22 protein-coding genes are annotated in these 21,391 nt (G+C 60.8%); 21 read left to right on the top strand and 1 reads right to left on the bottom strand.

The features are described 5' to 3' along the window. The 13 genes from EN745_RS36525 to EN745_RS10590 all read left to right on the top strand — a co-directional run. Positions 1-475 (top strand): hypothetical protein (locus EN745_RS36525; RefSeq protein WP_210213747.1); only part of this gene is annotated, 475 nt, incomplete at its 5' end. A gap of 206 nt (positions 476-681) precedes the next feature. Further along, positions 682-2,706, top strand: coding sequence for a conjugal transfer protein TraG (locus tag EN745_RS10645; RefSeq protein WP_024502848.1), 2,025 nt, complete (start codon positions 682-684; stop codon positions 2,704-2,706). 116 nt (positions 2,707-2,822) lie between these two features. Beyond that, complete coding sequence (locus EN745_RS10640) at positions 2,823-3,236, top strand: CopG family transcriptional regulator (protein ID WP_095488561.1); 414 nt, start codon at positions 2,823-2,825, stop codon at positions 3,234-3,236. Next, positions 3,233-4,201, top strand: coding sequence for a P-type conjugative transfer ATPase TrbB (gene trbB, locus EN745_RS10635; protein WP_024502850.1), 969 nt, complete (start codon positions 3,233-3,235; stop codon positions 4,199-4,201). The genes EN745_RS10640 and trbB overlap by 4 nt, the downstream gene beginning before the upstream one ends. Before the next feature lie 12 nt (positions 4,202-4,213). Further along, positions 4,214-4,522, top strand: coding sequence for a TrbC/VirB2 family protein (locus tag EN745_RS10630; RefSeq protein WP_126057781.1), 309 nt, complete (start codon positions 4,214-4,216; stop codon positions 4,520-4,522). Beyond that, positions 4,522-4,794: a VirB3 family type IV secretion system protein gene (locus tag EN745_RS10625; protein ID WP_024502852.1), complete on the top strand. Its 273-nt coding sequence runs from the start codon at positions 4,522-4,524 to the stop codon at positions 4,792-4,794. Before EN745_RS10630 ends, EN745_RS10625 begins: the two co-directional genes overlap by 1 nt. Further along, a complete protein-coding gene (trbE, locus tag EN745_RS10620; protein WP_126057782.1) occupies positions 4,788-7,238 on the top strand; it encodes a conjugal transfer protein TrbE in 2,451 nt (816 codons plus the stop codon). Before EN745_RS10625 ends, trbE begins: the two co-directional genes overlap by 7 nt. Then, positions 7,235-7,960, top strand: a complete 726-nt coding sequence (gene trbJ, locus EN745_RS10615) for a P-type conjugative transfer protein TrbJ (RefSeq protein WP_024502854.1) — start codon at positions 7,235-7,237, stop codon at positions 7,958-7,960. The genes trbE and trbJ overlap by 4 nt, the downstream gene beginning before the upstream one ends. A gap of 33 nt (positions 7,961-7,993) precedes the next feature. Then, positions 7,994-9,316: a P-type conjugative transfer protein TrbL gene (gene trbL / locus EN745_RS10610; RefSeq protein WP_126057783.1), complete on the top strand. Its 1,323-nt coding sequence runs from the start codon at positions 7,994-7,996 to the stop codon at positions 9,314-9,316. Further along, positions 9,317-10,048, top strand: coding sequence for a conjugal transfer protein TrbF (gene trbF, locus EN745_RS10605; RefSeq protein ID WP_126063930.1), 732 nt, complete (start codon positions 9,317-9,319; stop codon positions 10,046-10,048). It abuts the gene before it with no gap. Between the two features lies 1 nt (position 10,049). Beyond that, positions 10,050-11,075 (top strand): P-type conjugative transfer protein TrbG, encoded by a 1,026-nt coding sequence (gene trbG / locus EN745_RS10600; RefSeq protein ID WP_127232321.1) that lies wholly within the window; start codon positions 10,050-10,052, stop codon positions 11,073-11,075. Further along, entirely contained in the window at positions 11,072-12,286 is a 1,215-nt protein-coding gene (locus EN745_RS10595; RefSeq protein WP_126057785.1) for a TrbI/VirB10 family protein, read from the top strand. Before trbG ends, EN745_RS10595 begins: the two co-directional genes overlap by 4 nt. 12 nt (positions 12,287-12,298) lie before the next feature. Then, the gene (locus tag EN745_RS10590) at positions 12,299-12,541 is read left to right on the top strand and encodes a DUF2274 domain-containing protein (protein ID WP_126057786.1); all 243 of its coding nucleotides are present in this window, start codon (positions 12,299-12,301) and stop codon (positions 12,539-12,541) included. Positions 12,542-12,776: 235 nt separating this feature from the next. On the opposite strand, the gene hemN is transcribed toward EN745_RS10590, so the two are convergent. After that, a complete protein-coding gene (gene hemN, locus EN745_RS10585; protein WP_126059321.1) occupies positions 12,777-14,126 on the bottom strand; it encodes an oxygen-independent coproporphyrinogen III oxidase in 1,350 nt (449 codons plus the stop codon). Positions 14,127-14,278: 152 nt separating this feature from the next. Between hemN and EN745_RS10580 the strand changes: the two genes are divergently transcribed. The 8 genes from EN745_RS10580 to EN745_RS10545 form a co-directional block, all read left to right on the top strand. After that, entirely contained in the window at positions 14,279-15,022 is a 744-nt protein-coding gene (locus EN745_RS10580; protein WP_126057787.1) for a Crp/Fnr family transcriptional regulator, read from the top strand. A 496-nt stretch (positions 15,023-15,518) separates the two neighbouring features. Beyond that, positions 15,519-17,138 (top strand): cytochrome-c oxidase, cbb3-type subunit I, encoded by a 1,620-nt coding sequence (gene ccoN / locus EN745_RS10575; protein WP_126057788.1) that lies wholly within the window; start codon positions 15,519-15,521, stop codon positions 17,136-17,138. Then, a complete protein-coding gene (ccoO, locus tag EN745_RS10570) occupies positions 17,138-17,869 on the top strand; it encodes a cytochrome-c oxidase, cbb3-type subunit II (RefSeq protein WP_126057789.1) in 732 nt (243 codons plus the stop codon). Before ccoN ends, ccoO begins: the two co-directional genes overlap by 1 nt. Positions 17,870-17,880: 11 nt before the next feature. Further along, complete coding sequence (locus tag EN745_RS10565; RefSeq protein ID WP_024502864.1) at positions 17,881-18,030, top strand: cbb3-type cytochrome c oxidase subunit 3; 150 nt, start codon at positions 17,881-17,883, stop codon at positions 18,028-18,030. Positions 18,031-18,032: 2 nt separating this feature from the next. Further along, positions 18,033-18,896 carry a cytochrome-c oxidase, cbb3-type subunit III gene (gene ccoP / locus EN745_RS10560; protein ID WP_126057790.1) on the top strand — a complete coding sequence of 288 codons (864 nt, stop codon included), beginning with the start codon at positions 18,033-18,035 and terminating at the stop codon, positions 18,894-18,896. A gap of 166 nt (positions 18,897-19,062) precedes the next feature. Continuing rightward, positions 19,063-20,622 (top strand): cytochrome c oxidase accessory protein CcoG, encoded by a 1,560-nt coding sequence (gene ccoG, locus EN745_RS10555; RefSeq protein WP_126057791.1) that lies wholly within the window; start codon positions 19,063-19,065, stop codon positions 20,620-20,622. After that, on the top strand, positions 20,619-21,116 hold the full coding sequence (locus EN745_RS10550) for a FixH family protein (protein ID WP_126057792.1): 498 nt from the start codon (positions 20,619-20,621) through the stop codon (positions 21,114-21,116). The genes ccoG and EN745_RS10550 overlap by 4 nt, the downstream gene beginning before the upstream one ends. After that, on the top strand, positions 21,113-21,391 hold a 279-nt coding region (locus EN745_RS10545), incomplete at its 3' end, for a cation transporter (protein WP_189363011.1). The genes EN745_RS10550 and EN745_RS10545, both read left to right, overlap by 4 nt.

The following is a 21,391-nucleotide window of genomic DNA, read 5'->3' as shown; positions in this document are numbered from 1 at the left end:
CTCCCCACCAATGATGGCGTTCGAGTCAGGGGAACTGCGGCAACTGTTGGAAGACGAGCCTGCCTCCCCACCAATGATGGCGTTCGAGTCAGGGGAACTGCGGCAACTGTTGGAGGACGAGCCTGCCTCCCCACCAATGATGGCGTTCGAGCCAGGGGAACTGCGGCAGCTGTTGGAGGATGAACCCGCTTCCCCACCGATGATGGCGTTCGAGCCAGGGGAACTGCGGCAGCTGTTGGAGGATGAACCCGCTTCCCCACCGATGATGGCGTTCGAGCCAGGGGAACTGCGGCAACTGTTGGAAGACGAGCCTGCCTCCCCACCAATGATGGCGTTCGAGCCAGGGGAACTGCGGCAACTGTTGAATGATGAGCCTGCCTCCACTTGGGCACAAATCAATTCGACCCCACATGCGCGAGCGGACGGTGTTCATCAGCCAGCCCAGGCGCCCTGGCTCCCTGAACGCAGAAGATAACTTTGCGGAGGAGCGGTCACGCAACTGTCGGCGGCGCCGGGCCTCAGGGTGAATGGAGAGGATGGTGTCGCGTGAAGGCGCAACACGCGTGCTGACCGACCTGCATAGTAGGAAGTCGTTCATTGCTCCCAAATCGTATGTGAGGAACATTCCTGTCCCGGCTGCACCGCGCGATGCTAGGTCGCGTTGTTCAGCGGGCCAAGCCGATGACACCTACGAAGCTACTGATCGGGCAGATCGCCGTTGTGTGCGCAATTGTCATTATCGGCGTATGGACGGCAACCCAATGGTGCGCTCAAATGCTGACCTACCAGACGCCTCTCGGCGCACCATGGTTTCTCTTCGCCGGCTGGCCAATCTACAAGCCGTGGAAGCTGTTTGAATGGTGGTTCCACTTCGATGCTTATGCGCCGGAGGTCTTCGACAAAGCCGGTACGCTTGCAGGCGCCAGCGGATTCCTGGGCTGTGCCGCCGCAATCGCAGGCTCGCTTTTGCGCGCGCGACAGCGCGGGTCGGTTACGACCTATGGGTCTTCACGGTGGGCCACGACTCATGAGGTCGAGACGGCAGGGTTGTTACGGCCGGCGGGCGTTTTCCTCGGTAGGCTGAACGATCGCTATCTGCGCCATGACGGCCCGGAGCACGTCATGGCATTTGCGCCGACGCGTTCGGGCAAGGGCGTGGGGCTGGTTGTTCCAACGCTACTTTCCTGGACCGGGTCTGCCATCATTCATGATATAAAAGGCGAAAATTGGCAGTTGACCTCCGGCTGGCGGTCGAAATTCTCGTACTGCCTTCTGTTCAATCCGACCGACCCGAGATCGGCACGCTACAACCCGCTGCTGGAGGTGCGCAAAGGCCCAGATGAGATCCGGGACGTTCAAAACATCGCCGACATCCTCGTCGATCCCGAGGGCGCGCTGGAGCGACGGAATCACTGGGAGAAGACCAGCCATTCACTCCTAGTTGGCGCCATTTTGCACGTGCTCTACGCTGAAGAGGACAAGACGCTAGCCCGCGTCGCCACCTTCCTGTCGGACCCGCAACGCTCGTTTGCCGCAACGCTACGGCGGATGATGACGACAAACCATCTCGGGACGGGGCATAACCCTCAGGTCCATCCCGTAGTGGCCTCGGCGGCTCGCGAACTCCTGAACAAGTCGGAAAACGAGCGCTCAGGCGTCCTCTCGACCGCCATGTCCTTTCTTGGGCTTTATCGTGATCCAACGGTCGCGGCGGCCACTTCGTCCTGCGACTGGCGCATCGCTGACCTAGTGGATGGAGAGCGACCGCTGTCGCTCTATCTGGTCGTGCCGCCTTCGGATATCTCGCGCACCAAGCCTTTGGTGCGACTGATCTTGAACCAGATCGGCAGGCGGTTGACGGAGCGTCTGGAGGGGGACCCGAAGAAGAGCCGTAAGCATCAGCTGCTCATGATGCTGGACGAGTTTCCGGCGCTCGGTCGCCTCGACTTCTTCGAAACGGCGCTCGCCTTCATGGCAGGTTATGGCATTCGCTCCTATCTGATCGCACAATCTTTGAACCAGGTTTCAAAGGCCTATGGCGAGAACAATGCTATTCTCGACAATTGCCACGTGCGAATTGCCTTTTCCTCCAATGACGAACGCACGGCCAAGCGCATCTCGGATGCCCTCGGCACCGCAACCGAACTTAGGTCGATGCGCAACTATGCGGGCCATCGGCTTGCGCCCTGGCTTTCACATGTCATGGTGAGCCGCCAGGAAACCGCGCGCCCGCTCCTGACGCCAGGCGAGGTGATGCAATTGCCGCCGTCAGACGAATTGGTCCTGGTTTCTGGGTTGCCGCCGATCCGCGCCAAGAAGCTGCGCTATTATCAGGATCAGAATTTCACAGATCGGGTGCTGCCTGCGCCGGTGCTGCACGACGGACCCTATGCGGACTGCCCTGCATCACGCCCGGACGGCTGGACTGGACAAGTGTGCAGCGTCGATAGCCGACTTGCTGCGGACGAGGAAAGCGCCGACGCGCCAGTTGAAGACGAGGGAGGCGTTCAGCAGCAACGCCATCCAAGCCTGCCCGAAGAAGACGTTGTTGTCTCTCAAGAGCCCGATCAGGCCGATCTGTACAAGCCCGCAGACGATGACAGCGAAGCGCTCGCGGACAAGCGTGTCATGGATCGGATTTCCACTGCGGCCCGCGCCTACGGTATCAACGAGGGCAGGGGCGACGATGTCATTCCCGGCTTCTGAAGTCCGCTGAGTTGCAGAGCGCACCTCAGCGTAGATAACGGCCATAAGCAATTTTGAGCGTCTGGCCGATGCTTCTCCCGTCGCCGGCGCAACGCCGGGCCGTCGGAACGAGCCGCATGAAGCCGCACCGCATTCGCCATCAGTTTCTGCTTGAGCCGGAGCTCAGCGAGAAACTGGACAACCTCAGTCGCGATCCGTCAACGACCAAATCAGCGATCGTGGCGAAGGCGATCGAGGCGTTCATCGAGCGGCGTGGCGAGAGCGAGTTCGATCGGCGCTACGGCGTAAGGCTTGACCGGCTCTCCCGCGATCTTGCCCACGTCAGGCGCGATTCCGAGGTGATCCTGGAGAGCCTGGCGCTCTTCATCCGCTTTTCGATCACCCTTCACGCCCACACGCCGGTCCCGGATCGGGCAACGCAGGCTATTGCCCAAGAGCGTTTCGAGAAATTCGTTGAGAAGGTCGGCCGCCAGATCGCTTCCGGCAAAAAGTCGCTTAGCAAAGACAATGGTGGGGGAGGGGAAGGATGAGCTCTCATCCCGAGGCCGACCACCGGCGGCGTGTCATGCTGCGCACCGCCATGGGTCCGGCAATCACCGAAGCCCTGGCCGATCCGTCCGTCATCGAGGTGATGGTCAATCCCGACGGCGCGCTGCGACTCGACCGGTTAGGCGAAGGTCGGGTCGATACCGACGTTCACATGCACCCGTCCGAGGCAGAACGTATCATCCGCCTGGTTGCTTCGCACGTGCGCGCCGAGGCGCACGCCGACAACCCGATCGTCAGTGCCGAATTGCCGTCTGGCGAACGCTTCGAAGGCCTGCTGCCACCTGTGGTGTTGGCGCCATGTTTTGCCATCCGCAAGCCCGCCGCGAAAGTCTACACCCTGGCCGACTATGTTGCCGAACGCATCATGCTGCCGCTGCAGGCCGATGCGCTGAAAAAGGCCGTCCGCGAGCGGCGCAACATGCTGATCGCCGGCGGCACTTCCTCGGGGAAGACAACACTCGCCAACGCTCTGCTGGCTGAAGTCGCCGAATGCGACGATCGGGTGATCCTGATCGAGGACACACGCGAACTGCAGTGCGCGGCCAGGGACTGCGTTGCCCTGAGAACAAGGCGGGGCTCGGTCACCCTTGCCGATCTCGTGCGCTCGACGCTGAGGCTCAGGCCGGACCGCATCATCGTGGGCGAGGTGAGGGGCGCGGAAGCGCTCGACATGCTGAAGGCATGGAACACCGGGCACCCAGGCGGCATCGCTACCGTACACGCCAATTCCGCGCGCTCGGCTCTCTATCGCATTGAGCAACTCGCCCAGGAAGCGGTGGTCACCGTTCCCCGCCGGCTCATCGCTGAGGCGATAGATCTGATCGTCTTCATAGCGGGACGCGGCTCGTCGCGCCACATCGACGCAATCGCCGAGGTCACCGGTCTCGACGGCAGCGGCGATTACGCCGTTGCCCCGCTCACGCTTTCGCAACTCCAGCAGCTTTGAAAGGCCTTCCTCATGCGCAAGAAGCTTCGCTTTCTTTCGTCCACAGCGCTCGCGTTTCTTAACACGGCCCCGGTTTATGCCGCCGGCTCCGGCATGCCGTGGGAGCAGCCGCTGCAGCAGATCCTGGAGTCCGTGCAGGGACCGGTCGCCAAGATCGTTGCGGTGATCATCATTATCACCACCGGCCTGACGCTTGCCTTCGGCGACACCGCCGGTGGTTTTCGGCGCCTGATTCAGATCGTCTTCGGTCTGTCAATCGCCTTCGCGGCATCGAGCTTCTTCCTCTCCTTCTTCTCCTTCGGTGGTGGGGCGCTCGTCTGATGGCCGCCGGGGAGCAGCATATCGAGGGCTTCGCAGTACCGGTCCACCGGGCGCTGACCGAGCCGATCCTGCTCGGCGGGGCTCCGCGCGCGGTGGCGATCCTCAACGGTACAGTGGCCGCGGCCATTGGCTTCGGCTTGCAGCAATGGATTGCTGGTCTGGTGCTTTGGATCGCAGGCCACTCGTTAGCGGTGTTTGCCGCAAGACGCGATCCGGACTTCGCCAGCGTGCTTGTGCGCCACCTACGTCTGAAGGGGTGGCTTGCATGCTGAACCTTTCGGAATATCGAAGCAAAGCCGACCGGCTTGCCGACCATCTACCCTGGGCTGCCTTGGTGGCGCCCGGCATCGTGCTCAACAAGGACGGCAGCTTTCAGCGGACGTTGCGGTTCCGCGGCCCGGATCTCGAAAGTGCGACGGAGGCTGAACTCGTCGGCATTTGCGCCCGGGCGAACAATGCTCTCAGACGCCTTGGCTCTGGCTGGGCATTGTTCTTTGAGGCCGAGCGCACAGAAGCGCTGGGCTATCCGAACTCGCATTTTCCTGACGCCGCGTCGTGGCTGGTCGACGAAGAACGCCGCGCTGCTTTCGAGGGGAAGGTAGCGCACTACGAGAGCCGCTATCATCTGACCTTGGTGTTTATGCCACCGCCGGACGCCCAGGCGCGCGCAGAAAGCGCGCTCGTCGACTCTCATTATTCCCGAGGAGAAAGAGACTGGCGCCAGGATCTGGCGAGGTTCCGTGACGAGACCAACCGCGTGCTCGATCTCTTCTCGGGTTTCATGTCCGAAGTACGCGTCCTCGATGATGCTCAGACGTTGACCTACCTCCACGGCACGATTTCGCCTCGTCGCCATCCTATCATGGCCCCGGAAACGCCGATATATCTGGATGCAATCCTGGTCGATGCGCCGCTTACCGGTGGCCTGGAGCCGATGCTGGGTGAGCAGCATCTTCGCACACTGACCATCCTCGGCTTTCCGAACCTCACCCGGCCCGGAATCCTCGATACCCTCAATCATCAGGATTTCGCCTATCGCTGGATGACGCGCTTCATTCCGCTCGAGAAAACGGAAGCCACGAAGACGCTGACGCGATTGCGCCGGCAGTGGTTTGCCAAGCGCAAATCGATCGTGGCAATCCTACGCGAGGTCATTACCAACGAGCCGGTCCCGCTTGTCGATAACGATGCCGACAACAAGGCGCTCGATGCCGACGAAGCCCTTCAGGCATTGGGCGGTGATCATGTGAGTTTCGGCTATCTCACCACCACCGTGACGGTGTGGGGCGAGGATCGCCAAGCCGCTGCAGAGAAGCTTCGCGCGGTCGAGCGCATCATCAATGGGCTCGGCTTCACCACGATCCGAGAAGGCGTCAATGCGGTCGAGGCTTGGCTCGGCTCATTGCCTGGCCATGTCTACGCTAACGTTCGCCAACCGCTCGTTCATACATTGAACCTTGCCCATCTCATGCCGCTGTCGTCGGTTTGGGCCGGTCCTGCGACAAACGAGCATCTCGCGAAAGTCACCCAAACCGAAGCGCCACCGCTTTTCGTTGCCGAGACCAGTGGGTCGACACCGTTTCGGCTTTCCACCCACGTCGAAGATGTCGGCCACATGCTGGTTGTTGGTCCGACCGGCGCCGGCAAGTCGGTTCTGCTTGCTCTGATTGCTCTGCAGTTCAGGCGCTATGCCGGCGCCCAGGTTTATGTCTTCGACAAAGGCAATTCGGCCCGTGCTGCAACACTTGCCATGGGTGGAGAACACCACGCGCTAGGAGCGGACGGTTCCCTTGCCTTTCAGCCACTGCGCAGCATCAACGACCAGGCTAGCCGAAGCTGGGCGGCCGAATGGATCGCCAGCCTTGTTGCCCACGAGAACGTCACCGTCACGCCGGAGGTGAAGGAGGCTATTTGGTCAGCGCTGGCCAGCCTTGCCACCGCGCCGGCGCAGGAACGCACACTGACCGGTCTTTCGGTCCTGCTTCAATCCAATGCGCTGAAGACCGCATTGATGCCCTACACGCTCGACGGTCCCTTCGGCCGCCTGCTCGATGCCGATCATGATGGGCTGGCCTTGTCGGATGTGCAGTGTTTCGAGACCGAGGAGTTAATGCACAGCCAAGGCGCTTTGCTGCCGGTGCTTACCTATCTGTTCCAGCGACTTGAGGAACGGTTCGACGGACGGCCCACGCTGATCATGCTCGACGAGGCGTGGGTCTATCTCGACAATCCGCTGTTCGCCGCCCGCATCCGCGAATGGCTGAAGGTGCTGCGAAAGAAGAACGTGTCGGTTGTCTTCGCTACGCAGTCGCTGGCTGATATCGCGGGCTCTGGCATAGCGCCGGCAATCATCGAAAGCTGCCCGCAGCGCATTTTCCTTCCCAATGATCGTGCCGTGGAACCCCAGGCGCGCACAGCCTACGAGCGCTTCGGTTTAAGCGAGCGGCAGATCGAATTGATCGCCCGCGCCACGCCGAAGCGTCAGTATTATCTGCAATCGCGCCGCGGCAACCGTCTGTTCGAGCTCGAGCTTGGCCCCATCGCTCTTGCGCTTTGCGGTGCTTCCGATCCGGCCACGCAGACTCTGATCGACAGGATCATGTCCGAAGACGGGCAAGGCAGCTTTGCCTCGCAGTTCCTGATCGCGCGCGGCCTCGATTGGGCCGGCGAACTTCTCAAGCAATTCCCTCAACCAGACAAGGAGCAATTCTCATGATGCGGCGACGCCTTCTCTCCGGCCTGATCACCGTTTCCCTGATCGCCAAGCCTATGGCCGACTATGTGCAGCCCGCGTACGCCCTTATCGTGTTCGATCCGTCCAATTATGCGCAGAACGTGCTGACGGCCGCGCGCGCATTGGAGCAGATCAACAACCAAATCCAGTCGCTGCAGAATCAGGCGACCATGCTGCAGAACATGGCGCGCAATCTTCAGCGTCTGGATTTCTCTTCCGTTGGCCAACTCACCGGTTCGCTCCATCGCATCGACGGCTTGATGGACCAGGCGAGTGGCCTCAGCTTTGATCTGGGCAAGCTTCAAGACCAGTGGCGCAGCCAATATCCGGAAAGCTACGACGCCACGATCAAAGTCAGCGATGTGGCGAGTGCTGCGCGGGAGCGTTGGCAAACCGCCATGCAGGCGTTCCGCCAGACCATGGGTGTCCAGTCGCAAATCGTCGAGAACGTCCGCGCCGACGGCGATCTGCTCGCCGATCTCGTCAACCGCAGCCAAGGGGCGGCCGGTGCGCTTCAGGCAAGCCAGGCCACCAACCAGCTGATGGCGCTTTCGACAAAACAGCAGATGCAGATCCAGACGCTGCTCGCAACGCAGTTTCGAGCTGAGGCCGAGGATGCCGCCCGCAAGGCCCAGTCAGACGAAGCCGCCCGCGAGATGACGAAGCGGTTCTTGGGTACCGGCTCGGCTTATCCCGGCAATTAATCACGAGTTCATCACGACGAGAAAGGCAGCGGCATGAACGACCTTGGCGTCATCGATCGCTTCATGGAGACCTTCATCCGCTACATCGACAGCGGGTTCGGTCTGCTATCGGGCGACCTCGCCTTCCTCACTACCATTCTGATCGGCATTGACATCACACTTGCCGGCCTGGCGTGGGCGCTCGGCGACGAAACCAGCGTTCTCGGCCGGCTTGTCCGCAAGGTGCTCTATGTTGGCGTCTTCGCCTTCATTCTGAACAATTTCAAGAACCTCGCCGATATCGTTTATCGTTCTTTTGCCGGTCTCGGGATTAAGGCGTCGGCCGGCAATCTGTCGGCAGACAATCTCTTGCGCCCGGGCCGCATTGCCGCGACCGGTTTCGAAGGTGCTTGGCCAATGCTTGACCAAGCCAGTCAGCTCCTGGGCTTCCCGGAAATCTTCGGCAACGCACTGACCATCTTCGTGCTGCTGATGGCCTGGTTCCTGGTTATCATCGCCTTCTTCATCCTTTCCATCCAGCTTTTCATCACCATCCTAGAGTTCAAGCTCACCACGCTGGCAGGTTTTGTTTTGGTTCCATTCGCACTTTGGAACCGTTCAGCGTTCCTGGCCGAACGCGTGCTCGGCCATGTTATCTCGTCAGGCATCAAGGTGATGGTGCTCGCCGTCATTGTCGGTATCGGCTCCACGCTCTTCGGGGAGTTCGCTTCCGCATTGCAAGGCAAGGAGCCGGATCTTGCCGGTGCCATGTCCCAGGTACTGGGCGCACTGGCACTGCTTGGCCTTGGCATTTTTGGGCCGGGGATCGCGTCGGGTCTTGTCTCAGGCGCACCGCAGCTTGGGGCGGGCGCCGCCCTCGGCACGACCGCGGCGGCAGCGGGTGTATCACTCGTTGCTGGAGGCACAGCATTTGCTGGCGCGCGTATGGCAACCAGCGGCGGTCTCGCCGCCATCCGAGCCGGCACAACAATGGGATCGGCTGCTTCCACGTCATGGCAGATCGGGCGCGCAACCTCGCCCGACGCTGGCCTCTCCGGTGTGGCTGCTGGAATGCATGGTGTAACCAGTGCAGCTGGCGGCGCCGCTATACGCATAGCGCGATCCGCCACTGCAAGTGTTGGGCGCAACGCCGATGCCGGGCGCGATGCCGCGTGGACCGCGACCGGCGGCGCGCCGACAGCGTCAATGACCGAACGCTCTGCCGGTTCGGCCACTGTTTCGGCGCCGACGTGGGCAAGGCGCCTACGTTCTGAACAGACCGCCCGGGCAAATCGCCACGCTGCCATGCAAGCTGTCCGAGACGGAGACCGGCCGGGAGGCAGCGCCAACCCCTCTCTCAACGACAAGGATGACTAGATGCTCTTCAAGCGACCCGTGCACCGTTACGGCAAAACACCCGAACCGGTCACGCCGTATCAAAAAGCCGCCCAACTGTGGGACGAGCGCATCGGCTCATCTCGACTGCAGGCCAGGAACTGGCGGATCATGGCCCTTGGCTGCCTGGCCTTGGCGACCGGGCTTTCCGGCGGACTCGTATGGCAGTCGATGCAAAGCCGTGTCGTGCCTTATGTCGTCGAGGTCGATGGCTTCGGCGAGACGCGCGCCGTCGCGCCGGCGGTCCGGAATTATGAGCCCTCGGATGCTCAGATCGCCTGGCATCTCGGCCGCTTCATCCAGAATGTCCGTTCCGTTTCCACCGATCCGGTTTTGGTTCGGCAGAACTGGTTGGCAGCGTACGACTTTGCTAGCGATCGCGCAGCGCTCTTCCTCAACGAATACGCCAAGGCGAACGACCCCTTCGGTCAGATCGGAACGCGCAGTGTTTCGGTACAGGTCACCAGCGTGGTCAGAGCCTCCGAAAGTTCATTCCAGGTCAAATGGACCGAGCAGGTGTTTGAGCGCGGAAGCCTTGCCAGCACGATGCGCTGGACTGCGATCCTCACGATCGTGATCCGCTCGCCAAGCAATACGGATCAGCTGCGCAAGAATCCGCTCGGCGTCTTCATCAATGCCATTGACTGGTCACGCGAGCTCGACAGCGCCGTCCCAGCCCCCCTTTCTCCGACGGAGTCCACCAATGAAAGGTAAAATGTCACCGATTCGTGCCGTGCTGATCCTATCGGTGTCGGCAGCGGTCGTTTCCGCTTGTGCATCGAAGAAGGTGCCGCCGCCTGAGATTTCCTATGACGCTGCCGACTTCAAACCGGCCGCGATCGAAAAAGCGCCGGAGAGGCCGATTAGAATTGTCGAGGTGCCAAAACCACTGCCGCTGCCTGGCCAAATGCAGCCCGAGCCCGGCAAGGCCGAGGACAAGCGCCCTCCTGAAGAACGCGTCGCTGATGCCAACAAAGCCGCGACCCAGCAACCCACCAAGTACGGGTATGTTAATGCAGTGCAAGTCTACCCCTTCACCGATGGCGCGCTTTATCAACTCTATGCCGCGCCGGAGCGCGTGACCGACATCGCTCTGCAGCCGGGCGAGAAACTAACCGCCGTGTCGGCTGGCGACACCGTGCGCTGGGTCATTGGCGATACCGCAAGCGGCACCGGTGACAATCAGCGCACCCATGTTCTGGTAAAACCCTTCGCGCCGGGTCTTGCCACCAATGTCGTCATTACGACGGACCGGCGGACCTATCATTTGCAGCTTCAAAGCACCGAGAAGACCGCAATGGCGGCAATCTCCTGGACCTACAGCCAAGACCAGATCATCGCGCTTCGCCAGCGCAATGCTCAAGCCGAGGCAGTTACACCGGTCGCGTCGAACATCGCGCTCGAAAACCTTCGCTTTCGCTACTCAATCAGTGGCGACACACCGCCCTGGAGACCGACGCGAGCCTTCGACGACGGCAGCAAGGTCTATATTGAGTTCCCTCGTCGCATAGATCAGGGCGAGGCGCCACCACTCTTCATCGTCGGCGCAGATGGGAGCAGCGAGCTCGTCAACTATCGCGTGCGCGGCAACTATTACATCGTCGATCGGCTCTTCGCCGCGGCCGAACTTCGCCTCGGCACCAAGCGGCAGCAGGTGATCCGCATCAGCAGGATTGACGGCAGGCAACCGCAACGGCGGATCTCGCTCTTTCGCGGCAGCCGGCGAGGTGAGGGCTCATGATCGAAAATTCCCGCTCTGGCATCCCGCCGAAACTGGATCCCGAGGAACTGCAGCTTCGGGCCTCTCCCCGCCGCGTGGTGCGGTTCAGGCGCGGTGTGATCATCGCTATCGCAGCGCTCGGATCCGGCGCTGTCTTCGGCGTTACCATGATCGCCCTCCAGGGGCCGGCCCTTCGCATCAGGGATCAGGCGGAAGATCTCTACAACACTGAGCGCAAACCAACCGCCGAGGGACTCGATACGCTTCCCCATGACTATTCCGGCATGAAGCCAAAGCCTCCCGTCCTTGGGCTACCTTTGCCGGGCGACCTCGGCCGCCCCATCCTCGAGCGGCAGCGCCAGCTCGGCATCGTGCCGGGCCAAGACATCTCGGCCGAGGAGCAGCGTCTAGCGCAGCAGGCGATCGAAGCGCGTGAATCGCGGGTGCTTTTCCGCGTCGAAAATCGAGCTCAACAGACAGATGTCGGAGAGAGCGTGCAAACTGCTCAGCATCCATTTGAGGCGCTTCCCCAATCCGAAGCAGGACGCGCGTCAGCCTCGGTGGCGGCGGCGGAAGGCGACCAGAACAATCAGCAGCGAAAGCTTGATTTTCTCAGCCAGCGGAGCACTGGCGGGATCTACAATCCGCATGCGCTTCAGACGCCGATCTCGCCATATCAACTGATGGCTGGCAGCGTGATTGCCGCCAGCCTGATCACCGGCATCAATTCCGATTTGCCGGGCCTTGTCGTCGCGCAAGTCACCGAAAATGTGCACGACACGGTCACGGGCAACATATTGCTGATTCCGCAGGGCTCACGTCTTATCGGCGTCTACGACAGCGTCGTCGCGTTCGGGCAAAAGCGAGCGCTGCTGGTCTGGCAGCGCATTCTGCTGCCCGACGGCTCGTCGGCCGAAATCGACAATCTGCCCGCGAGCGACACCGCCGGCTACGCAGGGCTGGAAGACAAAGTCGATTTCCACACTTGGCAGATGATCAAGGGAGTGGCGCTTGCCACATTGCTCGGTGTCGGCACAGAATTCAGCCTCGGCGAAAACGAGAGCGATCTGGTCAAGGCGATCCGGGAATCAGCCCAGCAGAACGCCAGTCGAGCCGGCCAGCGCATCACCGAAAAAAACCTCAATATCCAGCCCACCATCGTCGTCCGCCCAGGTTGGCCACTGCGCGTCATCGTGCACAAGGACATCGTGCTGCGGCCATACGCCAGTTGAGCAGGAGTTATCATGGCTGACCTGAAACTTGGAAAACTTCCGGACCGAACAGCTTCGAAGATCACCATTACCGTCAGCGCGGAGCTGAGCCAAACACTCAAGGAGTATGCTGCACTTTACCGTCAGACCTATGGTCAGTCTGAAACCGTGGCAGAACTCATCCCTTTCATGCTGGCGGCGTTTCTGGAAGGCGACCGAGCCTTTGCCAGGGCCAGAAAAGAACGTCTGCCGACGGAGCTTGCCGGAAAATCGTGACTCCTCCGCTAGGGCAGCTGGAACATTGCCTAGCTGTCGCGACCTACCTGCTCCTCGCGAAGCATAGGATCAAACCCCTTGGAATGTAGGTATGCGCAAGAGAGGATGTGGAAGGAGATACCGCGCAACAGCCTAAGTTTGCATTTTCGATTTGATGCGGTAGTCGCCTATGAGCGGTCAAAACGAACGCAGCTGGTTCGCCGATCGACCAAACGGCGAGCGCACTGTGCTTTGCTCAGACCGCCACCGAGTGCCTCGCCGTTCCCCCTTTGAAATATGTATCGAACTTGGCCGCGATGGTTCGAATGAAGGGGCGACTTTCAGTCCGTACGAGGAAACTGTCACCATCGAATTCAAGCGCTCGGGCAGGATCGTGGAGTGCGATGGACCTCGAGCGATGAAGGAGCTGCTCGCCGGCTTTGCCGAACCGCTCCACCAGATCGACTGCCGAGAAGGCAAAATCACACATCAGCCGCTCGATGATCCAGCCACGGACGCGATCGTCGTCGGAAAGGGCAACGCCGCGGACGGCAGCCAACCCGCCATCCGCAACCATGCGCCCGTACCCGGCAGTCGAAGCCATGTTTTGCACGTAGCCTTGGCGAAAACGACCGATGGACGAAGGGCCAAGTCCGATCAGTGTCGGGCAGCGATCCTCAGTGTAGCCCTGAAAATTGCGATGCAAAACCCCTGCGCGGGCCGCTATGGCCAGCGCATCGTCGGGCTTCGCGAAATGATCGAGTCCTATTGCCTCATATCCCTTGGCGACAATTGCCCGCGCCGCGAGTTGAGATTGGGCGAAACGCTCAGTGGGACTCGGCAGCCATGCCTCGTCGATCATCGTCTGATGCTTCTTGAACCAGGGCACATGTGCGTAGCCGAACAGGGCCATCCGGTCTGGCTCCAAGGTCAGTGCCTGCGCCACCGTGGAACAGATCGTCTCGCGTGTCTGATTCGGGAGCCCGTAGAGCAGGTCCAGATTGACCGATTCGACGCCCCGCGAACGAACCCCGTCGACGACTGCCTTGGTCTGCAAAAAACTCTGCTCACGATTAATTGCTTTTTGCACTTGCGGATCGAAATCCTGCACGCCGAGGCTCGCCCGGGTTACGCCGATTTGAGCAAGTGCATCAAGGCGCGCCTTGTCCATGTCGTTGGTTTCGATTTCGATGCTGACCGTAGCATCCGGGAGAAAGTCGAAGCTGTCCCGCAAGGCCGCTCCAAGAGCAACCATATCATCGGGCCTCAGAATAGTTGGCGAACCGCCACCGAAGTGGATTGCACGGACATGTGCCTTGCCGCTCAGCAGACCGGCAATCGTGACGATTTCGGCATTCAGCGAGCGCAGATAAGCGGCCACCGGCTCATATTGGTGCGTCTGCTTGGTGTGGCAGGCGCAGAACCAGCAGAGCTTGTCGCAGTAAGGAATGTGCAGGTACAGCGAGATTTCGTCGCCGCTTTCCAGCGTCTCCAACCAGCCACGGTAAATGGCAGCATCGATCCCCGAATGGAAATGCGGCGCCGTCGGATAGCTGGTGTAGCGTGGGACGTTCTCGCTGAGTTTGACAGCTATTTCCGATTGCATCTCGCGTTCACCGTGTTGCCCGCCGGAACACTGCACGCATCGCTGAAGCAGACCCTGATCTCGATCAGCCGCGCTCATGGACAAACCGCCGCAGGATTTCTCTACCCTGGATGGGTATCCTGCCGGCAGTTAGGATCGGGTAAGGCGAACGCATGACCTTTCGGCAAGACATTCATAGTTCCGGCATTCCTGTTCTTTGCTTCCCTTGCGAGGCACGGCGTCGCGGTGTCTGCGGTGCGCTCGATCCAGACAATTTGGTTGGGCTCGCCAAGACTTGCTCGCGTCGCCGGATCGAGTCAGGAATGGAGTTGACCGGCGAGGCACAGAACGTCGACAGCTACTCCAACGTGCTTTCAGGCGTTGTAAAGCTATCAAAGAGCCTGTCGGATGGGCGCCAGCAGATCGTCGGTCTCCAGTTTGCACCGGATTTTCTGGGACGTCCTTTCAAGGTGGAAAGCTCGATCAATGCGGAAGCGGCAACAGCAGTCACGCTGTGTTCGTTTCCGCGAGCGGCCGTCGAACGGATGATGAAGGCGTCACGGGAATTCGAGCATCGCCTGCTCAAACAGACGCTGAATGAACTCGATGAGGCGCGCGAGTGGATGGTGACGCTGGGGCGCAAGACAGCTCCGGAAAAGGTAGCGACTTTTCTCCTCATGATGGCCCGGAATATCGATTCCAGTCTCGATGCGGCTTCCGGGTCGGCGTCCTTCGATCTGCCGCTGACGCGTGTCGAAATGTCTGATTTCCTTGGAATCACCAACGAGACCGTGAGCCGCCAACTGACGCGATTGCGGGCTGACGGGGTGATTCGGATTGAGAACGCACGCCATGTGACGGTGGACAGCATAAGCCGTCTGGAGAAGCGCTGTGGCGGCGGACGCGAGCGGCCCTAAGCGGCGAGGCCATGTCGCATGACTCCGGGGCGGGCCGTGTTTGCCTTTTAATGCGATGTTGCCGCGCCTTCGACGAAGCGGCGTCACGGTCGAGACAAACAGCTTTCGGGCTTTGATAGGAACGTGACCAATCGCCAGGTGTGTTTCGGCACATACCGGCGAAGCATGGTCCTTAATCTGCCACGGCTCGGCGGAACGATCGCGTTCGTTTCCAATGGGATCCGAACAACGTTTGGCAGGGCATCGGCAATAGCATCCAACGCGCGCAGGGCCTCAGCTTTCGCCTCAGCGATCGCGTCTGCGCCCGCCCAACCCAGGGAACGCCTTCCATGAGGGGGGTGAGCCCGCGCTGCGTTCCTCGTTCATTCGCCACCTGCTGATTGCGCCGCCGACACAAAATCTTGCGGCCTGACATAGATCAGGGCGAGGGGGCGGCGGCTGCGCGATTAGTGCGCTGCGGATTTGGCATCCACCAGATTCGAGATCGGGATCTGCAATGAAATTCGGCACAGAGATCGTCCTTCTAAGCGTGTTCGCTTTTGCGGCCCTGGTGGCCGCCGGCTTCGGCGTGGATGAACCTTTCCGCCGACACATGTGGGTGTTGTTCTTCGCAGTGGCTGGTTTCACTGCGATCCTGTTGCGCAACACGGAGTTCAAGCCAGCAGCTCCGATTGACCCATCCGCTTACATGGATGGTCCGATCCGCTACGGCGCGATCGCCACCGTGTTCTGGGGTGTCGTCGGCATGCTGGTCGGCGTGGTGATCGCGCTGCAGCTCGCCTACCCCGATCTCAACATCCAGCCCTGGTTCAATTTCGGTCGTTTGCGGCCGTTGCACACATCCGGTGTCGTCTTCGCCTTCGGCGGCAACGCGCTGCTTTGCACGTCTCTGTATGTCGTGCAGCGCACCTGCCGCGCCCGCCTCTTCGGCCGTGATCTGGCCTGGTTCGTCTTCTGGGGCTACCAGCTGTTCATCGTCATGGCCGCGACCGGCTACCTGCTCGGCATCACCGAGGGCCGCGAGTACGCCGAACCCGAATGGTATGTGGATGTCTGGCTGACCATCGTCTGGGTCGCCTACCTCATTCTGTTCCTTGGCACGATCCTGAAGCGCAAGGAACCGCATATCTACGTGGCCAACTGGTTCTACCTGTCGTTCATCGTCACCATCGCGATGCTGCATGTGGTCAACAACCTGTCCATACCAGTCTCGTTCCTGGGCTCCAAGAGCTACTCCGCCTTTTCAGGGGTCCAGGACGCCTTGACGCAATGGTGGTACGGCCACAACGCGGTCGGCTTCTTTCTCACCGCCGGCTTCCTCGGCATGATGTATTATTTCGTGCCCAAGCAGGCGAACCGGCCAGTCTATTCGTACCGGCTGTCGATCGTCCATTTCTGGGCGATCATCTTTCTCTACATCTGGGCCGGGCCGCATCACCTGCACTACACCGCCTTGCCCGATTGGGCGCAGACGCTCGGCATGGTGTTCTCGATCATGCTGTGGATGCCGTCCTGGGGCGGCATGATCAACGGCCTGATGACGCTGTCCGGCGCCTGGGACAAGCTGCGCACCGATCCGATCATACGCATGATGGTGATGGCCGTCGCCTTCTATGGCATGTCGACCTTCGAAGGCCCCATCATGGCGATCCGGGCGGTCAATTCGCTGTCGCATTATACCGACTGGACGATCGGCCACGTCCATTCGGGCGCGCTCGGCTGGGTTGGCATGATCTCGTTCGGCGCAATCTACTACATGGTGCCGAAGCTCTGGAACCGGCAACGGCTCTACTCGTTGCGGCTGGTCACCTGGCATTTCTGGCTGGCGACACTTGGTATCGTTGTCTACGCCGCGGTGATGTGGGTATCCGGCGTCATGCAGGGCCTGATGTGGCGCGAATACGACGAGCAGGGCTTCCTGGTCTACTCCTTCGCCGAGACCGTCGCCGCCATGCACCCCTACTATGTCATGCGCGCCATCGGTGGGGCCATGTACCTCTCCGGCGCGCTGATCATGGCCTGGAACATCACCAGGACCATCCTCGGCCACCAGCGCGAGGAGGAGCCGATGCCGAGCCCCGTCGCCATCCGACCTGCGCGATCAGGAGCCAGGTAATGGGCTTGATGGACAAACACGCAATCATCGAGAAGAACGCCACGCTTCTTCTCGTTGGCTCGCTGCTCGTGGTGACGGTCGGCGGCATCGTCGAGATCGCGCCTCTCTTCTATCTCGACAATACGATCGAGAAGGTGGAAGGCATGCGCCCCTATTCGCCGCTCGAACTTGTCGGGCGCAACATCTATATGCGCGAGGGCTGCTACCTCTGTCATAGCCAGATGATCAGGCCGTTCCGCGACGAAGTTGAGCGCTATGGCCACTACAGCCTAGCTGCCGAGTCCATGTACGATCACCCCTTCCAGTGGGGATCGAAGCGCACCGGGCCGGATCTCGCCAGAGTTGGCGACCGCTACTCGAATGCATGGCATGTCGCGCATCTTACCGACCCGCGCTCGGTGGTGCCGGAATCGATCATGCCGAGCTATGGGTTCCTGAAAGACACGCCGATCGACGTGAAGGATTTCTCAACGCATCTGGTCGCCAACAGGCTTGTAGCCGTCCCTTACACCGATGACATGATCGTCCACGCCAATGCGGATCTGGCGGCGCAGGCCGATCCCAATGCCGACACATCAGGCCTTGAGGCGCGTTACCCAAAAGCCAAGATCGGCGACTTCGACGGCAACCCGCAACAGGTCACCGAAATGGATGCCCTGCTCGCCTACCTGCAGATGCTTGGCACACTGGTCGACTTCAAAAATTACGACGAAGCCGCCGGCTACCGCTGAGGAGAACGCTGATGACCTACAATTTGATGCGGGCGTTTGCCGACAGCTGGGGCCTGGTTGCGATGGCGCTGTTCTTCGTGGGGTGCATCGCCTTTGCCCTACGCCCCGGCAGCCGAAGGCTGGCCGACGAAGCGGCCCGCATTCCGCTCGAGGACGAGTGATCATGAGCGACGAGCATATCGATGAAATCTCTGGCGTCTCGACCACCGGCCACGAATGGGATGGCATCCGGGAGCTGAACAACCCGCTTCCCAGATGGTGGGTTATCACCTTTTACGTCACCATTGTCTGGGCGATAGGCTACACCATCGCCTATCCAGCATGGCCTCTGTTGCACTCGGCGACGAAGGGTGTGCTCGGCTATTCCAGCCGCAACGAGGTCAGGAACGAGCTGACTGCGGCTGAGGCCGCCAAGGGCAAATATATCTCGGCGGTGGAGTCCAAGAGCGTCTCGGAGATCTCCGCGGACGACGGCCTGCGCGAATTCGCAATCGCCGCCGGTGGCGCCGCTTTCAAGGTCAATTGCGTACAATGTCACGGCTCCGGCGCCCAAGGTTCCAAGGGCTTTCCCAATCTCAACGACGACGACTGGCTATGGGGCGGCAAGGCCGAGCAGATCCAGCAGACGATTACGCACGGCATCCGCTTCGCATCCGATCCGGACACGCGCCTGTCGGAAATGCCGGCCTTCGGCGACATCATTACCGCCGACCAGATCGCACAAGTCAGCGCCTACGTGGCCAGCCTTTCCGGCAAGGTCCGCGATGCAAGTCTGATCCAACCCGGCGCCAAGGTCTTTGCCGAGAACTGCGTCGCCTGTCACGGCGACAATGCAAAAGGCAACAGGGAATTCGGCGCCCCCGACCTGACCGATGCGATCTGGCTCTATGGATCCGGTGAGACAGCCATCGCCGCACAGGTCCGTGCGCCAAAACAGGGCGTCATGCCGGCCTGGGTTGGCCGTCTCGGCGAGATCAAGGTCAAGGAACTTGCAGTTTATGTCCATTCGCTTGGCGGCGGAGAATAGGAATGGAAGTCCTATTCTTCGGTCCCCCCTGCCAAGCGGACGAGGCCCGGCGTGAGCCGGGCCTCGACACCATCCCTAATGCGATCTGCACAACCCGGCAAGGCTATCCTACCGCGAGGCTTTACGACAGGTGCCCCTGACATTGGCTGGGAAAGTGGAGTTGCACATGCGTGATAAGACGCAGTTGACACGGCTCGAAACAGAAACTGTCAATTCCGCCAAAACCCGCAAGCCGCTTTATGCCGCGCGTCAAAAGATCTTTCCGAAGCGCGCCTCGGGCAACTTTCGTCGCTTCAAATGGCTGGTGATGACGATCACACTTGGCATCTACTACCTGGCTGCGTGGCTGCCTTGGGCTCGCGGTCCATTTGCCCCGGACCAGGCAGTCCTGCTCGATCTCGCGAACCGGCGCTTCTACTTCTTCTTCATCGAGATATGGCCCCAGGAATTCTTCTATGTGGCCGGCCTCCTGGTCATGGCGGGCGTCGGTCTTTTCCTGATCACCTCGACTGTCGGCCGTGCCTGGTGCGGCTATGCATGCCCTCAGACGGTGTGGGTCGATCTGTTCCTCGTCGTCGAACGTGCGATCGAGGGGGACCGCAACGCCCGCATGAAACTTGACGCAGGTCCCTGGACCGCGCGCAAGCTCATGCTGCGTGTGTCCAAGCACACCATCTGGCTGGTCATAGGGGCGGCGACTGGCGGCGCCTGGATCTTCTACTTTGCCGATGCACCGACGCTGCTCGGCGAGCTCTTCACCGGCACTGCGGCGCCCGTCGCCTACATCACTGTCGCCGTCCTGACGGCTACCACCTACACGTTCGGCGGTCTGATGCGCGAACAGGTCTGCACCTATATGTGCCCGTGGCCCCGCATCCAGGCGGCCATGCTCGATGAAAATTCCCTCACTGTCACCTACAATGACTGGCGCGGCGAACCGCGTTCGCGCCACGCCAAGAAGGTGCTGGCCGCAGGCCAGCCCGTGGGCGACTGCGTCGACTGCAATGCCTGTGTCGCGGTCTGCCCGATGGGGATAGACATTCGCGACGGCCAGCAGCTCGAATGCATCACTTGCGCGCTCTGCATCGACGCCTGTGACGGCGTCATGGACAAGCTCGGCAAGGAGCGTGGGCTGATCGCCTATGCGACGCTCTCCGACTACAACGCCAACATGATGCTGGCGACTGCAGGCGGGTCCAGCTCAGTCAATCCATCGCTGATCAGGACCGCTGATGGCCTGTTCTCCGACAAGGTGGCGCATTTTCACATCCGCAAGATCTTTCGGCCGCGCACCTACGTCTACATGGGCTTGTGGTCGCTGATCGGCCTCGGCCTGCTCTATTCGCTGCTGACGCGCGATCGGCTCGAACTGAACGTATTGCATGATCGCAATCCCCAGTTCGTCACGCTGACCGACGGATCCATCCGCAATGGCTATACCGTCAAGCTGCTCAACATGATCCCCGAGCCGAGGACGATCGTCGTAACCATGCAGGGCCTTGAAGGCGCTGACATGGTCGTCGTCGGCGACGACATCCCCGCAGGCCGTTCCTTCGCCATTCCGGTCGAACCCGACCGCCTGAAAATGCTGAGGGTCTTCGTTCGCCAGCCGGCGGACCAGATCCGCGCTCCGGCACAGACCTTCAAGTTCCGCGTCGAGGACAGAGCCAGCTTTGAGTCGAACGAGTACACCGCCACCTTCAACGCGCCGGAGCCCCTCAGATGACTGCCAATGTACAAAAGCCTCGTGAATTCACCGGCAGGCACATGCTGGTCATCATCCTGGCCTTTTTCGGCGTGGTCATCGCAGTCAATCTGACCATGGCAACGCTCGCCAGCACAAGCTGGACTGGCCTCGTCGTCGAAAACACCTATGTGGCGAGCCAGCAATTCAACAAGAAGGCCGAGGAAGGACGGGCGCAGGCAGCACTTGGCTGGACCGGCAAGCTGACCATCGCATGGGGCGAAGTTCGCTATGGCCTCGCCGACGTCGCCGGCAAGCCGGTTCCCTTGCACGGCGTCAAGGTGCTGTTTCGCCATCCCGCGTACGAGAAGGAGGACAAGTCGGTCACCCTCGCACCCGCCTCGGGCCAGGAATTCGCAGCCCAGCACATGCCGAAGGACGGCGTCTGGATTGTCGAAGTCGACGCCGACGCCGGTCTGGACAAACCGTATCGCGACGTCCGCCGGATCATGATTTCCAATGGAGCGCTGCAATGAGTTGTTGTGCACCGGGCGCCGAAATGGCGCTTGATCTGGTCAACACCGGATCGGTCCTGCCGTCCAGCCAGGAGATCAGGCTGGCGAGCCGATCGCTTGGCGATGATCTTCACCAGACCGATCTTTCAGTACCGACGGTTCATTGCGCAGGCTGCATCCAGACGATCGAGACGGCGCTGGGAAAGCTCGATCGCGTCGAGAGCGCCCGCGTCAACCTGTCGACGAAACGGGTCTCTGTCCGGTGGCGTGGTGACGAGGTCCCACCGTTCGTCGTC

The organism is Mesorhizobium sp. M4A.F.Ca.ET.022.05.2.1 (assembly GCF_003998845.1).
Lineage (GTDB): Bacteria > Pseudomonadota > Alphaproteobacteria > Rhizobiales > Rhizobiaceae > Mesorhizobium.
Note: the sequence above shows the minus strand (reverse complement) of the source record. Positions and strands in the feature narration are given on the sequence as shown.

What these genes read in the sequence shown, in the direction of transcription:
- hemN (WP_126059321.1), bottom strand. Translation starts at nt 14,126, where the DNA reads ATGCAATCGGAAATAGCTGTCAAACTCAGCGAGAACGTCCCACGCTAC.
- EN745_RS10645 (WP_024502848.1), top strand. Translation starts at nt 682, where the DNA reads ATGACACCTACGAAGCTACTGATCGGGCAGATCGCCGTTGTGTGCGCA.
- EN745_RS10630 (WP_126057781.1), top strand. Translation starts at nt 4,214, where the DNA reads ATGCGCAAGAAGCTTCGCTTTCTTTCGTCCACAGCGCTCGCGTTTCTT.
- EN745_RS10550 (WP_126057792.1), top strand. Translation starts at nt 20,619, where the DNA reads ATGACTGCCAATGTACAAAAGCCTCGTGAATTCACCGGCAGGCACATG.
- EN745_RS10590 (WP_126057786.1), top strand. Translation starts at nt 12,299, where the DNA reads ATGGCTGACCTGAAACTTGGAAAACTTCCGGACCGAACAGCTTCGAAG.
- trbJ (WP_024502854.1), top strand. Translation starts at nt 7,235, where the DNA reads ATGATGCGGCGACGCCTTCTCTCCGGCCTGATCACCGTTTCCCTGATC.
- trbB (WP_024502850.1), top strand. Translation starts at nt 3,233, where the DNA reads ATGAGCTCTCATCCCGAGGCCGACCACCGGCGGCGTGTCATGCTGCGC.
- trbE (WP_126057782.1), top strand. Translation starts at nt 4,788, where the DNA reads ATGCTGAACCTTTCGGAATATCGAAGCAAAGCCGACCGGCTTGCCGAC.
- ccoN (WP_126057788.1), top strand. Translation starts at nt 15,519, where the DNA reads ATGAAATTCGGCACAGAGATCGTCCTTCTAAGCGTGTTCGCTTTTGCG.
- trbL (WP_126057783.1), top strand. Translation starts at nt 7,994, where the DNA reads ATGAACGACCTTGGCGTCATCGATCGCTTCATGGAGACCTTCATCCGC.
- ccoG (WP_126057791.1), top strand. Translation starts at nt 19,063, where the DNA reads ATGCGTGATAAGACGCAGTTGACACGGCTCGAAACAGAAACTGTCAAT.
- ccoP (WP_126057790.1), top strand. Translation starts at nt 18,033, where the DNA reads ATGAGCGACGAGCATATCGATGAAATCTCTGGCGTCTCGACCACCGGC.
- EN745_RS10595 (WP_126057785.1), top strand. Translation starts at nt 11,072, where the DNA reads ATGATCGAAAATTCCCGCTCTGGCATCCCGCCGAAACTGGATCCCGAG.
- EN745_RS10580 (WP_126057787.1), top strand. Translation starts at nt 14,279, where the DNA reads ATGACCTTTCGGCAAGACATTCATAGTTCCGGCATTCCTGTTCTTTGC.
- ccoO (WP_126057789.1), top strand. Translation starts at nt 17,138, where the DNA reads ATGGGCTTGATGGACAAACACGCAATCATCGAGAAGAACGCCACGCTT.
- EN745_RS10625 (WP_024502852.1), top strand. Translation starts at nt 4,522, where the DNA reads ATGGCCGCCGGGGAGCAGCATATCGAGGGCTTCGCAGTACCGGTCCAC.
- trbF (WP_126063930.1), top strand. Translation starts at nt 9,317, where the DNA reads ATGCTCTTCAAGCGACCCGTGCACCGTTACGGCAAAACACCCGAACCG.
- trbG (WP_127232321.1), top strand. Translation starts at nt 10,050, where the DNA reads ATGTCACCGATTCGTGCCGTGCTGATCCTATCGGTGTCGGCAGCGGTC.
- EN745_RS10565 (WP_024502864.1), top strand. Translation starts at nt 17,881, where the DNA reads ATGACCTACAATTTGATGCGGGCGTTTGCCGACAGCTGGGGCCTGGTT.
- EN745_RS10640 (WP_095488561.1), top strand. Translation starts at nt 2,823, where the DNA reads ATGAAGCCGCACCGCATTCGCCATCAGTTTCTGCTTGAGCCGGAGCTC.